The organism is Corynebacterium sp. HMSC08D02, assembly GCF_001807505.1.
Classification (GTDB): domain Bacteria; phylum Actinomycetota; class Actinomycetes; order Mycobacteriales; family Mycobacteriaceae; genus Corynebacterium; species Corynebacterium pseudogenitalium.
Genome location: NZ_KV789235.1, coordinates 17,687 through 32,596 on the forward strand (window position 1 = coordinate 17,687; position 14,910 = coordinate 32,596).

The following is a 14,910-nucleotide window of genomic DNA, read 5'->3' on the forward strand; positions in this document are numbered from 1 at the left end:
GAGGCGGACTGTGACTCAAGAGAAAGCACCGAAGAGGAATACACCCTCGATGCGAAGTGTGTCCGCAATACTTGCTCGTTCGCTCACTGGCGGTGTGCGGGTCCGTAGCAATCCGGTCCTGGACCCGCTGTTATCGATTCATCGACGGCACCATCCGAAGTGCGACGTCGCATTATTGAATCGTGCCTATGAGACGGCTGAGCAGCTACACGATGGCGTGTTCCGGAAATCAGGCGACCCATATATTACGCACCCGCTTGCCGTAGCCACGATCTGTGGTGAAATTGGTATGGACACCACAACGTTGGTGGCAGCACTGTTGCATGACACCGTTGAGGACACTGACTACACCCTGGATGAACTTACGGCCGACTTCGGGCCTGAGGTGGCACGAATCGTCGATGGCGTAACGAAGTTAGACAAGGTTGCGCTTGGGGCGTCGGCAGAGGCAGAAACGATCCGGAAAATGATCGTTGCCATGGCGGAGGATCCCCGGGTACTTGTGATTAAGGTTGCGGATAGGCTCCACAACATGCGCACGATGCGCTTTCTTCCTCCTGAGAAGCAAGCGAAGAAGGCGCGCGAAACCCTTGATGTGATTGCACCGCTTGCACACCGCCTCGGGATGGCGACAGTGAAATGGGAGCTTGAAGATCTCGCGTTCGCGATCCTCTACCCGAAGAAATACGAAGAGATCGTGAGGTTAGTTGCTGACCGAGCGCCCTCGCGGGACAGAGCTCTTGCAGAGATTATTCGTGAGTTGCAAACCGAACTGAAGAAAAACGGGATCGACGCAGAGGTGATGGGGAGGCCGAAGCACTATTGGTCCATCTACCAAAAAATGGTTGTTCGAGGCCACGAGTTCGACGAAATCTTCGACCTCGTTGGCGTTCGCGTGCTCGTCGATAATCTCCACGACTGTTACGCAGCGGTCGGCGTCGTCCATGCTATGTATTCTGCAATGCCGGGCCGATTTAAGGACTATATTTCGAATCCGCGATTCGGTGTGTATCAGTCGCTGCACACGACGGTGATGACGAACAGCGGGCGAGCTCTCGAAGTACAGGTACGTACGCACGAGATGCACTACAACGCCGAGTTCGGTGTTGCAGCTCACTGGCGGTACAAAGAGACGAAAGGATCGCATAAGGGAGATCAGGCTGAAGTAGATCAGATGGCGTGGATGCGCCAACTGCTTGACTGGCAAAAGGAAGCTTCAGACCCAAATGAGTTTCTTGATTCACTGCGCTACGACCTGACAAGCAAGCAGATTTTCGTCTTCACGCCACACGGCGATGTTATCAACCTTCCTGCCGGTTCGACGCCTGTGGACTTTGCCTACGCGGTGCACACTGAGGTAGGCCACCGATGCGTGGGGGCAAAAGTTAACGGCAAACTGGTTGCTCTGGAGTCACAGCTGCAAAATGGTGACCGCGTCGAGATTTTTACCTCGAAGGACCCGAATGCCGGGCCTTCTCGTGACTGGCAAGACTTTATTGTTTCACCGCGTGCGAAAACAAAGGTGCGTCAGTGGTTCGCGAAAGAACGGCGCGAGGAACACCTCGAAGTCGGACGCGATGCGCTGGCAGCGGAAGTACAGCGGAGCGGACTTCCACTTCACCGGCTATTTACGCCTGAGTCAATGCGCGATATTGCACGCAGGCTGCGTTACTCCGATGTAGATGCCCTGTACACGGCTATCGGCGCTGGGAATGTTTCGTCCCGGCATGTTGCAAAAATGCTGGTCGACCAGTTTGGTGACGTCGAAGACGCCGCAGATCTTCTGGCGGATCGGACGCCCCATTCAAAGATCATCCGACCAGAACCCTCGGGCGATGGCCCTGTAGTCTTGGTGCAGGGCAGCCCGGATGTAATGGCCAAATTTGCTAACTGTTGCCAGCCGGTTCCTGGCGACGATATCTTCGGGTTCGTAACCCGCGGTGGAGGGGTTTCGGTGCACCGCACAGATTGCACCAACGCGAACAAGCTCAGGCAAGAGCCAGAGCGGTTGATCGAGGTTTCGTGGTCCGGCGCTGGCGGCTCTGCGGGTACCTCTATCGTGACCGTTCAGGTGGAAGCTCTTGACCGGCACGGCCTCCTCGCGGAACTCACGGGGGTAATGTCTGAACAAAAATTGGCGATTCTATCGCTTTCCTCACAAGCTAAGGAAGACCGTATTGCCACGATTCGATTCAGCTTCCAGGTTTCGGATACGAAGCAGCTCGCTTCTGTGATGAATCTGATCCGGAATGTTGAAGGGGTATTCGACGTCTACCGCGTCGGTGTATAGAAAAAGTGGGGTAACCCGATCACGGGTTACCCCACTTGGGTGCGCTAGTGGGAGATGCCAGTGTGGCACCTAGCCAGCGGTCTACTTGCGCAGGTACTTGTCCAGGAATGCGAACAGGGTACCGAGCGCACCGATGACGGCGGTGAACACTGCGATCCAGTCACGGATTTCAGATGGGGACATGTCCTTGACGGAGGAGCCCTCGTCGCTCGACTGATCCTTAGGAGCCTGCTTCGTGGTGGACTTCTTGGAGGTGGTGTTCTTCACCGTCGGGGCCTTCTCAGTCTTGGTGTTCGAAGCTGGCTTGGCCGTGGTGGTTGGGGTGGTGCTTTCTGCAGCCTCAGCAGCAGCAACGCCAGAAGTTGCGACAGCTACAGCAGCGGCTGCTGCAAGAATACTTTTACGGAAGTTCATGAATTTTCCAATCTGACGGGATTGACAAATGTACGAGTGCAAACTCTAGTTGGCTATCAGACGTTTTGCAAGACTTTGAATAGACTGAAAACTGCTCCTGTGCAGCTGAGAGGCAACTGTGTAGTTACTTTACGGTTGCCGATTTGATGCGTACCTCTTCGGCTGGTGCGCCGTCTCGGCCGCCGCCTTCGACGCCCTTTTCAGCAATCTTGTCAAGGGTGTTCAAACCTTCTTCAGAGATTTGACCGAAGTAGGTGTACAGCGGAGGCAGCACTGAATCACCGTAGTTCAGGAAGAACTGGGACCCATTGGTATCCAAACCGGCGTTCGCCATAGCGATGGTGCCGCGCGCGTACTTCTGAGGGTTCTGCTGGAGCTCCATCTGCTTCATTTGCTCTGCTTCCTCGGGGGACACTCCGTCAGGAGCAGGCGCGTCCTTGAGCGCCTTGAGCGCTTCGTCAGTCGGGAACTCATTTGCGAACTGGAAGCCAGGGCCACCGCTGCCTACGCCGGTCGGGTCACCGCACTGCAGTACTTTAAGGCCGTCGCCATCGGTGAGCCGGTGACAGACGGTATCGTTGAAGTAGCCAGCAGAGGCGAGGTGTTCGATCGCATTCACAGTGCACGGCGAGACAGAGCGGTCGAGCTCCATACCAATCGGCCCTGCACTGGTGTCGAGCTCGACGTTGACGGTCCCTGTCGTAGAGACGTTGTCGGTCTTCGGCAGGTCTGCTTTCTTGTCACCCTGTGCTGTATCGGGGGTGTATTCACACGAGACTGAGGCGGGGAGTGCTTCGGCACGCTTCGTCGCGATTGCCTCGTAGTTGTTGGCGTCGAATTCGCTTGGGGCGGTGGTTTCTTCAGCCGAGCTTTGTGCTTCGCTGGTGCTGTCGCCGTCCTGGTTCGCCAGGAAGTAGATGCCGCCGCCTAGCGCCACGATTACAACTGCGGAAAGCGCCGCGATCGACCAGGGCTTTGAGTTCTGCTTTCGATCGCGTGAATTCAATTCACGCTCCAGATGTTTAAGGGCTTCTTGACCGCGCTCTCTATTGCTCACCGTAGTACCTCTATTCTGACTAGTTGACTGGGAAATATTAGCAGGTGTAACTGTACCCGTCGTATTTTGCTGTGTTTTGTGCGACTGCTTGCTACCGATAGTTCATGTAGGGTCGTGGGCATGGCAAAGGTATTTTTTCAAGGTAATGAGTCGCAAACATCTGGATCTCTTCCGAAGGTAGGCGACACCCTTCCTGACGCCGTGCTAGTCGCAGGCGATCTTTCGGAAAAGAAGTTGACCGATTACGAGGGGAAGCGCCTGGTACTGAACGTTTTCCCATCGCTAGACACTGACGTGTGCGCAAAGTCTGTGCGAGCGTTTAATGAGCTCGCGGGATCTGCAGAAAACACTGCAGTGCTTTGTATCTCGAAGGACTTGCCGTTTGCTCAGCAGCGTTTCTGCGCGGCAGAGGGCATCGAGAATGTAGAGGCCCTCTCTGCATTCCGCTCTGATTTCGGCACGGCGTTCGGCCTCACGCTTGACGGAACGCCACTCAAGGGATTGCTTGCACGCGCGGTCATCGTGACTGACGCCGATCATCGCGTGGTGCACGTCGAGCTGGTCGAGGAGATCACCAACGAGCCCAACTACTCGGCTGCCGAGGCTGCCCTTTCCTAGTCGGAGAGATTTAGGTAGACGGCGAGGTAGGCATTGCGAATCTTAGGTTTTACGTCGGGACCGTTTCAGACGAACTGCTACGTCATCATCGATGATTCTGCGAAGCTAGCCTGCCTCGTCGATGCCGGCATGGGAACACACCAGGTCGTTTCTGCGTTTCTCAAGGAAGAGGGGCTGCAACTTGTAGCCATCTTTCTTACCCACGGCCATATTGACCATACGAGAGATGTTGCGCGGTACCAGGTTCCCGTATTTATTCACGCAGCTGACGCGTTCATGCTTGATCATGGACGCGGTCTTCCTGCCTCAACACTCGAGCTTTTCGACGCCGCTTCGATGGAGGCCGTATCGGACCTCCGCACGTTTGACGCAGATGGGCCACTTGAAATCGGCAGTTTTAGGGTTGATGTAACTCATACTCCAGGCCATTCTCCCGGCAGTGTCCTCTATCAGATGGGCGACGTCATGTTTTCAGGCGACGTGCTGTTCGCGGGGTCCGTCGGCCGGACTGACCTGCCACACTCCGATCCAGGGGCAATGAAAACCTCTTTGTGTGGACCGGTTTGGGCGATTCCTGACGAGACAACGTTGTTGCCTGGACACGGGCCCGGTACAACCATGGCGCACGAACGAACCACGAACCCGTTTCTCCTTGAGGCTCGTAATCAGTAGCCATGGCTGCGGTAGCGACGGAGAACAGCTAGACTCAGTCCCCGTGAGTGATACGAAGAAACCCCAAAAAGAAAAGTTCAAGGCACTGAGCGCTCCAAAGGGAGTGCAGGAGTACGTGCCCCCGGCGTCGTCGAAGTTCCTTTATGTCCGCGATGAGTTCGTGCGACAGGCGCATGTTGCGGGTTTCCAACACATCGAGCTTCCGGTTTTCGAAGACACAACTCTTTTCGCCCGTGGTGTCGGTGAATCTACCGATGTTGTGTCGAAGGAAATGTACACGTTTGCCGACCGTGGCGGGCGTTCTGTGACCTTGCGTCCAGAGGGGACTGCAGGCGTCATGCGTGCAGTGATCCAACACAACCTTGACAGGGGTTATCTGCCGGTGAAACTGAACTACGCCGGTCCGTTTTTCAGATACGAGCGTCCGCAAGCTGGCAGGTACCGCCAGTTGCAGCAAGTTGGTGTCGAGGCAATTGGCGTCGACGACCCCTTGCTTGATGCGGAGATTATCGCACTTGCGGATCGTTGCTACCGGAGTGTTGGGTTGAAAGGCTTTCGCCTCGAGCTGACAAGCCTTGGCGATCACACCTGCAGGCCCGCATACCGGGAAAAGCTCCAAGCTTTCCTCAAGAAGCTCCCGTTAGACGAGGAGACGCAGCACCGCGTGGAAATCAATCCGCTTCGTGTTCTGGACGACAAGCGTCCGGAGGTACAGGAGCTTCTAGCCGATGCGCCGTTGATGCTGGACCACCTCTCAGATGCGTCTCGCGAGCACTTCGAGACTGTTACCGGGACGCTGAAGGATATGGGGGTTCCGTTTGTGATTAACCCGCGGATGGTGCGAGGCCTTGACTACTACACAAAGACTACTTTCGAGTTTGTGCACGATGGTCTTGGGGCTCAGTCGGGAATTGGCGGAGGTGGACGTTACGATGGCTTGATGGCGCAGATCGGTGGCCAAGATCTGTCAGGCATCGGATTCGGGCTTGGCGTTGATAGGACAGTGCTCGCGTTGGAGGCTGAGGAGGTGGCGCTCCCGAATCTGGATCGTCGCGTTGAGGTGTTCGGCGTAGCAATCGGTGAGGAGGCTCGCCGCAAGATGAGCTCGCTTATCGACGAGCTCCGTGCCGCAGGAATTTCAGCTGACATGGCGTACGGTGGTCGCGGTTTGAAAGGCGCAATGAAAGGCGCTGACCGGGCGGGTGCGCGCTTTGCTCTCGTGCTCGGGGACCAGGAGCTGACGAACGGGGAAGTGGCGGTCAAGAATCTGGAGAGCCACGAACAAGTTGCCGTTCCGCTTCAGGCTACGGCCATTATTCAGGCAGTGAGCTAGCCTGATTTAGCACTCTGTGATGTTGACCGGGAGGCCAAGCTGTACAGCGAGGCCTCCCATTGACGTCTCTTTGTACTTGCTCATCATGTCGTGGCCTGTCGCTGCCATCGTTTCTACTACATCATCGAGCGTGACTTTATTGGTTCCATCACCAAGCTTGGCTAGGCGGGCCGCGTTGATTGATTTCACCGCTCCGATGGCATTTCGTTCTATGCAAGGAATCTGCACAAGGCCAGCCACTGGATCGCATGTGAGTCCGAGGTTGTGCTCGAGGCCAATCTCGGCAGCGTTCTCTATCTGCTGCGGAGTGCCGCCCAGAATTGCGCACATACCGGCTGCGGCCATGGACGATGCGGACCCTACCTCGCCCTGACACCCGACTTCGGCACCGGAAATAGAGGCGTTCGTCTTAATGATGGCGCCGATCGCTCCAGCGGTCAGCAGGAACTGATGCGCAGCATCCCGGTCGAAGTCGTCGGTAAAATCCCGGCAGTAGTGCATGACGGCCGGGATAATCCCCGCCGCACCATTCGTCGGGGCGGTCACGATGCGCCCGTGCGCGGCGTTTTCCTCATTGACAGCGAGAGCGTACAAGTTGACCCATTCCATCGCGTCAAGGCCGCGAGATGCGGAGGCCTCGTATTCGGCCGTCAATAAGCGATGTAGCCGAGGAGCGCGGCGACGAACTGATAGTCCACCTGGAAGCTCACCTTCCGTTTTTAGGCCGTGGGCGACGCACTCTTGCATGGTGTCCCAGACCGCGTCGAGGTGAGCATCCAGGACGTCCTTGCCGTGTATCGCTTCTTCGTTCGCACGCATGAGTTCTGCGATAGATAGCTGATGAGTTTCGCACTGGCGCATTAGGGACGCACCATCGGAAAATGGGTAGGGGACGTTAACCGCATCGCGTACGGTGGCGACGCCCGCCTGGTCGCGGTTTGCTTCCATCTGCGTGCGGTCGAGGATAAAACCACCGCCAACGGAGTAGTACTCTTTACGGGAAGCGATGCGCACGCCCTCGGCGTTCCACGCATCGAAAATCAGGCAGTTTGGGTGCTTAGCGACGGGCACCGGGTTCATCGCGACTTCATAGTCGAGTTCACGCTCTGGACCTTGGATGTGCCCTCGTTCTGGAATGAGCTCACCAGGAAGCGGCCGGGTGTCCGCAGAAGTAGTAAGTGGGGTATAACCGACAAGTCCCAGTAGCACAGCTCGGTCGGTTCCGTGGCCCACACCCGTTGCCGCCAAGGAGCCTCGCAGCTCAACCTTGACTGCGGCGGGCGCTTCACTCAAATCCTCGATAAATGCAAGCGCGGCACGCATAGGGCCCACCGTATGAGAAGACGATGGGCCGATTCCGATGCTGAACAAATCAACGACGCTGACTGCATTGTGTGACATGCGCGCGATGTTACATCACCAGAAAGATTTAGCTGTTGTAGACGCCACGGTTGAGAGTGTCGCAGGCGGACATTTTGCCGGTCCTGTACCCGGACATAAACGCAGTCTTTCGCTGCTCAGAAGAACCATGTGTCCAGGTATCAGGATTGACGTCGCCGCCCGAGCGGCGTTGGATGTTGTCGTCCCCGATAGCCTGTGCGGTCTCAATTGCAGCGAGGACGTCGTCTTCAGTTAGCGGCTCAAGCAACGCGTTGTCACCCTTGTCCGCGTAATGCGCCCAGATACCCGCGTAGCAGTCGGCCTGCATTTCGATAGCTACGGCAGCAGAATGCTCACCAGGATCGTTATAGTTGCTGAGGCCGAGGGTGCCCTCAATCTGCTGCACGTGGTGTCCAAACTCGTGAGCCGTCACATACATTTGCGTGAACGGGGCGTCGTTCCCGCCGAGTGCATTGAGCTGCTCAAAAAACGTGGTGTCAAAGTACGCTGTTTGGTCGGCGGGGCAATAGAAAGGACCGGTAGCTGAGGAAGCATAGCCGCAGCCAGTCTGCGTCGCGTCCCGGAACAAGGTGAGGCCTGGTTCGGTGTAGTCAAGGCCAGCTTGCTCTGGCAAAAGCGTTTTCCAAACACCGTTGACGGATACGCCGGCTGCCTCGACCCGGCAGTCGTCGTATTTGTTAGCAGCGTTGTCCTCGTTGCAATGCTCCAAGGAGTAGCTCGAATCCGGCTCTGTGCCGGATGGAGATTGCTCGATGAGATCAGCCGGATTTCCGCCCAGTGCAATAAAGAGAACTATGAGTACAAGTCCACCAATACCACCGCCTGCGGCGATTGGGACGCCACGCCGCCCACCTGAACCAGTCTTTGCGTAGCCACTTCCGCGCTGATAGTTGCTGTTAAACGTCATGGGACAAGCATGCCATAGACGCAGGCGTTTATGGGGAATTGGTACGGTCTTCGGACCCGTCCCTTCGCATGCGAGACAAAGGGGGTACACTTTCAACAGTTAATGTTGTACCTCACGTGGAAGGACGTGGAACAGACTGTGCTGCGCACTCATCTCGCGGGCGAGCTCCGCAAAGACCTTGAAGGACAAACCGTCACGCTGGCAGGTTGGGTAGGCCGTAGGCGCGACCACGGTGGCGTTATTTTTATCGACTTGCGTGACCGCTCTGGCTACGCGCAGGTGGTTTTTAGGGATTCGGAAGTCGCTGAAGCTGCGCACGATTTGCGTAGCGAGTACTGCATTCAGGTAACTGGTGTTGTTGAACCACGCCCAGAGGGCTCGGCTAACCCGAACCTTGCGTCGGGTGAGATCGAGGTCAACGTTTCTGAGCTGAAGGTGCTCAACAAGGCTGCTGCGCTGCCGTTCCAGATTGAGGACGCCTCTTCGAACGAGGTAGGCGAAGAGACTCGCTTGAAGTACCGCTACCTTGACCTTCGTCGTGAGCGACAGGCCGCAGCACTTCGCCTCCGCGCAGCGGCGAATCGCGCAGCACGTAAAGTGTTGGATGCGAATGATTTCACGGAAATTGAAACGCCAACGTTGACCCGTTCTACCCCTGAAGGTGCGCGTGATTTCCTGGTGCCGGCGCGTTTGCGCCCTGGTACCTGGTATGCATTGCCGCAGTCGCCACAGCTGTTCAAACAGCTTTTGATGGTCAGCGGCATGGAACGCTACTACCAGATCGCGCGCTGCTACCGCGACGAAGACTTCCGTGCGGACCGCCAGCCGGAGTTCACACAGCTCGATATCGAGGCCAGCTTTATCGACCAGGACGACATCATCGCTCTCGCGGAGCAGATCGTTGTTGAGTTGTGGAAGCTGATCGGCTACGAGGTCTCTACTCCGATCCCGCGCATGACATACAAAGACGCGATGGAGAAGTACGGCTCGGACAAGCCTGACCTTCGTTTCGATATTCAGCTGGTGGACTGCACTGAGTTTTTCAAGGACACGACCTTCCGCGTCTTCCAGAACGACTACGTCGGTGCCGTTGTCATGGATGGTGGCGCTTCGCAGCCCCGCCGTCAGCTTGATGCCTGGCAGGAATGGGCAAAGCAGCGCGGCGCGAAGGGCCTGGCGTACATCTTGGTGCAGGAGGACGGCGAGCTCGGTGGTCCTGTTGCGAAGAACATCACCGAGGAAGAGAAGGCCGGCATTGCAGCACACGTTGGTGCGAAGCCTGGCGACTGCATCTTCTTCGCAGCAGGTGACGCGAAGAGTGCACGTGCATTGCTCGGCGCAGCGCGAGGGGAAATCGCTCGCAAGCTTGGCCTGATTAAGGAAGGCGATTGGGCGTTTACTTGGGTGGTTGATGCTCCTATGTTCGAACCGTCCGCTGACGCGACAGCCTCCGGAGACGTTGCGCTTGGCCACTCGAAGTGGACCGCTGTGCACCACGCGTTTACCTCGCCGAAGCCAGAATTCAAGGCAGACTTCGAGAAGAACCCAGGCGAAGCTCTGGCATACGCATACGACATTGTCTGCAACGGCAACGAAATCGGTGGCGGATCCATCCGTATTCACGAGCGAGACGTCCAGCAGCGTGTCTTCGAAGTCATGGGCATCACCGAGGAAGAAGCCAAGGAGAAGTTTGGCTTCCTGCTTGAGGCATTTGCTTACGGTGCGCCACCGCACGGCGGCATCGCATTCGGCTGGGACCGCATTGTGTCCTTGCTTGGCGGGTTTGACTCCATTCGTGACGTCATTGCCTTCCCGAAGTCCGGCGGCGGCGTAGACCCACTGACGGATGCGCCTGCGCCTATTCCAGACGAGCAGCGTAAAGAGACTGGCGTTGATTTTAAACCGAAGAAGTAGCGTCGACATTGCGCACGGATGAGCCGGCGCAATGAGACAAACGCGTGCCGGAGCGTCGGCAACCGTGTAGGTTGTTGGGGCTCCGGCTTTTCTCACAGGTGGTCGGCCTGCCGGGACTGAGCGGTAGTTTTTGAGGAGAGTAAACATGTCGCAGGGTGATCTATTCGGTAACTCCTTACCGACTAGTGGCCAGCAGACTGCCAATGATGGTAGCGCACAACGTGGCTCAGACTTTTTTGCAGCAGGTCACGGTGCACCCCTCGCTGCCCGAATGCGCCCTCAGAGTTTGGATGAAGTTGCTGGGCAGCAGCATCTTCTTTCCGAGGGCAAACCTCTACGTCGACTTGTAGAAGGATCGGGTGCAGCCTCAGTGATACTTTACGGTCCACCCGGTACTGGTAAAACAACCATCGCTTCGTTGATCGCCAAAACAATGGGGCAAAACTTCGTTGGTCTTTCTGCACTGTCTTCAGGGGTGAAGGAGATCCGCGCGGTCATCGATGCAGCGCGTAGAGATTTGATCTCGGGTGAGAGTACGGTCCTGTTTATTGACGAGGTTCATCGGTTTTCTAAGACTCAACAGGATGCGCTGTTAGCGGCCGTCGAGAATCGCACGGTGTTGCTTGTAGCGGCTACGACAGAGAATCCGTCGTTTAGCGTGGTAGCCCCGCTGCTTTCACGCTCGTTGCTTCTGAAACTTGAATCCTTGTCGGCTGAAGACCTCGGTGTGGTGATAGATCGAGCGATACAAGACGAACGTGGGCTCGCGGGTTCCGTGAAGCTTGCCGACGACGCGCGAGCGCAACTCATAGCCTTGGCGGGTGGAGATGCACGCCGCAGTTTGACGTACTTGGAGGCAGCTGCAGCATCAGTCGAACCGGGGGAGACAATCACTCTTGATGTCGTGAGGGAAAGCGTGAACCGTGCGGTGGTGCGTTACGACCGGGACGGCGACCAGCACTACGACGTAGTTTCCGCATTCATCAAGTCGATTCGAGGCTCAGATGTCGACGCAGCGTTGCACTATTTGGCACGGATGATTGAAGCTGGTGAGGATCCTCGCTTTATAGCGCGCAGGCTGGTCATTCATGCTTCGGAGGACATTGGTATGGCCGATCCATCAGCGTTGCAAACTGCAGTTGCCGCAGCGCAGGCGGTACAGCTGATCGGGATGCCTGAGGGTCGACTGACACTTGCACAAGCGACGATTCATTTGGCTACCGCGCCAAAATCGCCAGCAGTGATTCAGGCGATTACGCGCGCCCAGGAGGACGTGCGCGCGGGAAAGATCGGCCCGGTTCCAGCGCATTTACGGGACGGGCATTATGAGGGCGCGAAAGCGATGGGCAATGCAGTCGGTTATGTCTACCCGCATGATGACCCGAAGGGGGTAGTACAACAACAGTACATTCCCGACGGCTTAGAGGATGCGGTCTACTACACACCAACGGGCCACGGTGACGAGCGAAGAATTTCCGGGTTCTTGGGTAGGCTGCGTAGGTTAGTACGTGGTTGAGGGGTAGAGTAGTTCGAGATTGATTCGAACTTGAAAGGAAACTACTCCGTGCAAACCCATGAGATTCGTGAGCGCTTTACGCAGCACTTCGTTCGTGCAGGACATACACCAGTTCCGAGCGCATCGCTTATCTTGGACGATCCGACACTGCTGTTCGTGAATGCGGGCATGGTTCCGTTCAAGCCGTATTTTCTTGGCCAACAGAACCCTCCCTTTGAACATGGGAAAGCGACTTCGATTCAAAAGTGCGTGAGAACGCTTGATATTGAAGAAGTAGGTATCACGACTCGCCACAATACGTTTTTCCAGATGGCCGGCAACTTCTCCTTCGGCCAGTATTTCAAGGAAGGCGCGATTACTCACGCATGGGAGCTGCTGACGGGCAGCGTAGAGGATGGCGGTTACGGCCTCGACCCAGAGCGGCTGTGGGTGACGGTGTATCTGGATGACGACGAGGCTGCTTCGATTTGGGAAAACAAGATCGGGGTAGATCCGTCGCATATCCAGCGAATGGGCATGGAGGACAACTTCTGGTCCATGGGTATTCCTGGGCCATGTGGTCCGTGCTCGGAGATCTACTATGACCGTGGCCCTGAATACGGTAAAGAGGGCGGGCCAATCGCTGACGATAACCGCTACATGGAGATCTGGAACTTGGTCTTCATGGAGTCGATTCGCGGTGAGGGCGACAAGAAGGGCAACTTTGAGCTCGTCGGAGAGCTGCCAAAGAAGAACATCGATACCGGGCTAGGCATCGAACGCGTTGCCTGCCTGCTGCAGGGCGTCGACAATGTGTATGAAACAGATCTGCTCCGCCCCGTTATTGACGCGGCAGTTGAGCTTACCGGCACTAAGTACGACGCAGGAGTGCACGAAGATGATGTAAGGTTCCGCGTGATTGCGGACCACTCGCGTACAGGCATGATGATCATTCTCGATGGTGTTACGCCGTCGAACGAGGGGCGCGGTTACATTCTGCGCCGCTTGCTGCGCCGAATTGTTCGCTCTGCACGTCTTCTAGGCGCAACTGGGAACGTGCTTGAGGTCTTCATGAACACCATTATGGATACAATGACGCCGTCGTTCCCGGAGATCGCGAAGAACCGGGAACGTATCCTGCGGGTTGCTTTGGCTGAAGAACGTGCCTTCTTGAAGACCCTCGAATCCGGTACACACCGATTCGACGAAACCGTCGAGCAACTGCGTGCATCCGGAGCGAAGACTCTGCCTGGTCAGCAGGCATTCGAACTCCACGACACGTACGGTTTCCCAATTGACTTGACGTTGGAGATGGCGCATGAGGCCGGACTTGACGTCGATATGGACGCATTTAACTCCGCCATGCAGGAGCAGCGAGCTCGGGCGAAGGCTGACAATAAAGCGAAGAAGCACCGTAACGTTGATGAATCGCTCTATCGGGAGTGGGTGGACAACCACCCGACCGAGTTTGTGGGCTATTCAGAACTTGAGCATGATGCCCGAGTTCTCGGTCTCGTCCGCGACGGTGACAAGGTGAACGAGGCTGCGGAAGGCGATGAGGTCGAGGTTATTCTCGACGTCACTCCGATGTACGCCGAAGCCGGCGGCCAGATGGCCGACCGCGGTCTGATTCGCGTCGGCGATACGATGTTGCAAGTTCATGACGTGCAGAAGATCGGCAAGAAACTGTGGGTGCACAAGGCAACCGTGGAACATGGCGGCATTGGCCTCGGCGATCAGGTACAAGCTGAAGTTGATGAGAAGTGGCGTCATGGGGCGCGACAGGCGCATACCGCTACCCACCTCATTCACGCTGCGCTACGTCAGGTGCTCGGCCCAACCGCTGTCCAGGCTGGTTCGATGAACAAGCCTGGCTACCTGCGTTTCGACTTCAACTACACCGAACAGCTGACTGATGCTCAGCTCCAGGAGATTGCAACCATTACGAACCAGGCGGTGGACGCAGACTTCGCGGTTAACACCATCGAAACTTCGCTATCAAAGGCGAAGGAAATGGGCGCGATGGCGCTATTCGGCGAGAACTACGGTGACCAGGTGCGGGTGGTAGAGATCGGCGGGCCGTTCTCTATTGAGCTGTGCGGTGGTACACACGTTGAGCACTCGTCACAGATTGGACCTGTTGCTGTGCTCGGCGAGTCTTCTGTTGGCTCTGGCGCACGCCGTATCGAGGCGTACTCCGGCATGGACTCCTTCCAGTACTTTTCGAAAGAAGCTGCACTGGCCTCGGGGCTCGCTGCCGAGCTCAAGACTCCAACAGGCCAGCTGCCGGAGCGCATTGCGCAGCTCACAGAGCGGCTCCGAGCTGCTGAAAAAGAGATTGAGAATTTGCACCGTCAGCAGTTGCTGTCGAAGACTGGCGAGTTCTTGGACCGCGCAGAGACCATCGGTGCGTACAAGGTGATTGCTGCGAAGCTGCCCGACGGTATCGAAGCTGGCGATGTTCGCACCTTGGCGAACGACCTACGCGGCAAGCTGGAAGGTGAGGCCGCGGTCATTGCGCTGGCCTCTGATAACGGCGGCAAGGTGCCGTTCGTGTTTGCAGCTACCAGTGCGGCGGTAGAGAGCGGGATCAAGGCTGGCGAACTTGTGAAGTCCTTCGGTGAATACGTCAACGGGCGCGGTGGCGGCAAGCCGAACCTTGCTCAGGGCTCCGGCTCTTCCGCTGATGGTATCGATGCCGGCTTCAAGGCAATCCGCGACGTACTTGGTGCCTAAGCCCCGTAAGCACGGATCAATAGTGCGACACGCCGTATTTGGATATCCGTTGTCCCAAAAAACCAGTAGGTTT

At 56.7% G+C, this 14,910-nt stretch carries 11 protein-coding genes; 7 read left to right on the forward strand and 4 right to left on the reverse strand.

The genetic code is table 11. From position 1 onward, the window contains the following. Positions 1–10 precede the first annotated feature (10 nt). Complete coding sequence (locus tag HMPREF3170_RS00390; protein WP_083290771.1) at positions 11–2,290, forward strand: RelA/SpoT family protein; 2,280 nt, start codon at positions 11–13, stop codon at positions 2,288–2,290. An 81-nt stretch (positions 2,291–2,371) separates the two neighbouring features. On the opposite strand, the gene HMPREF3170_RS00395 is transcribed toward HMPREF3170_RS00390, so the two are convergent. Together HMPREF3170_RS00395 and HMPREF3170_RS00400 are read right to left on the reverse strand one after the other, a co-directional pair. Continuing rightward, positions 2,372–2,704: a hypothetical protein gene (locus tag HMPREF3170_RS00395; RefSeq protein WP_070477023.1), complete on the reverse strand. Its 333-nt coding sequence runs from the start codon at positions 2,702–2,704 to the stop codon at positions 2,372–2,374. A 124-nt stretch (positions 2,705–2,828) separates the two neighbouring features. Continuing rightward, positions 2,829–3,761: a peptidylprolyl isomerase gene (locus HMPREF3170_RS00400; RefSeq protein ID WP_070477025.1), complete on the reverse strand. Its 933-nt coding sequence runs from the start codon at positions 3,759–3,761 to the stop codon at positions 2,829–2,831. 120 nt (positions 3,762–3,881) lie between these two features. Here HMPREF3170_RS00400 and tpx point away from each other — a divergent pair, with 120 nt between their 5' ends. Genes tpx through hisS form a run of 3 tightly spaced genes read left to right on the forward strand, consistent with a single transcriptional unit; the run spans position 3,882 to position 6,384 of the window. Beyond that, a complete protein-coding gene (gene tpx, locus HMPREF3170_RS00405; protein WP_070477027.1) occupies positions 3,882–4,379 on the forward strand; it encodes a thiol peroxidase in 498 nt (165 codons plus the stop codon). A 33-nt stretch (positions 4,380–4,412) separates the two neighbouring features. Continuing rightward, a complete protein-coding gene (locus HMPREF3170_RS00410; RefSeq protein ID WP_070477029.1) occupies positions 4,413–5,051 on the forward strand; it encodes an MBL fold metallo-hydrolase in 639 nt (212 codons plus the stop codon). A gap of 43 nt (positions 5,052–5,094) precedes the next feature. After that, positions 5,095–6,384: a histidine--tRNA ligase gene (gene hisS / locus HMPREF3170_RS00415; protein ID WP_070477031.1), complete on the forward strand. Its 1,290-nt coding sequence runs from the start codon at positions 5,095–5,097 to the stop codon at positions 6,382–6,384. 6 nt (positions 6,385–6,390) lie between these two features. Here the strand turns inward: hisS and HMPREF3170_RS00420 are convergent, their stop codons facing one another. Together HMPREF3170_RS00420 and HMPREF3170_RS00425 are read right to left on the reverse strand one after the other, a co-directional pair. Further along, entirely contained in the window at positions 6,391–7,785 is a 1,395-nt protein-coding gene (locus HMPREF3170_RS00420) for an L-serine ammonia-lyase (protein ID WP_070362384.1), read from the reverse strand. A gap of 28 nt (positions 7,786–7,813) precedes the next feature. Then, positions 7,814–8,716 (reverse strand): KPN_02809 family neutral zinc metallopeptidase, encoded by a 903-nt coding sequence (locus HMPREF3170_RS00425; protein ID WP_255365768.1) that lies wholly within the window; start codon positions 8,714–8,716, stop codon positions 7,814–7,816. 114 nt (positions 8,717–8,830) lie between these two features. Between HMPREF3170_RS00425 and aspS the strand changes: the two genes are divergently transcribed. From aspS to alaS, 3 genes are all read left to right on the forward strand, one after another. Continuing rightward, positions 8,831–10,606, forward strand: coding sequence for an aspartate--tRNA ligase (gene aspS / locus HMPREF3170_RS00430; RefSeq protein WP_070477189.1), 1,776 nt, complete (start codon positions 8,831–8,833; stop codon positions 10,604–10,606). Positions 10,607–10,751: 145 nt separating this feature from the next. Next, positions 10,752–12,122: a replication-associated recombination protein A gene (locus HMPREF3170_RS00435; protein WP_070477033.1), complete on the forward strand. Its 1,371-nt coding sequence runs from the start codon at positions 10,752–10,754 to the stop codon at positions 12,120–12,122. Between the two features lie 48 nt (positions 12,123–12,170). Then, positions 12,171–14,837: an alanine--tRNA ligase gene (gene alaS / locus HMPREF3170_RS00440; RefSeq protein ID WP_070477035.1), complete on the forward strand. Its 2,667-nt coding sequence runs from the start codon at positions 12,171–12,173 to the stop codon at positions 14,835–14,837. Positions 14,838–14,910: the final 73 nt, after the last annotated feature.

Coding starts and splice junctions, on each gene's coding strand:
- HMPREF3170_RS00395 (WP_070477023.1), bottom strand. CDS start 2,704: ATGAACTTCCGTAAAAGTATTCTTGCAGCAGCCGCTGCTGTAGCTGTC.
- tpx (WP_070477027.1), top strand. CDS start 3,882: ATGGCAAAGGTATTTTTTCAAGGTAATGAGTCGCAAACATCTGGATCT.
- HMPREF3170_RS00420 (WP_070362384.1), bottom strand. CDS start 7,785: ATGTCACACAATGCAGTCAGCGTCGTTGATTTGTTCAGCATCGGAATC.
- HMPREF3170_RS00435 (WP_070477033.1), top strand. CDS start 10,752: ATGTCGCAGGGTGATCTATTCGGTAACTCCTTACCGACTAGTGGCCAG.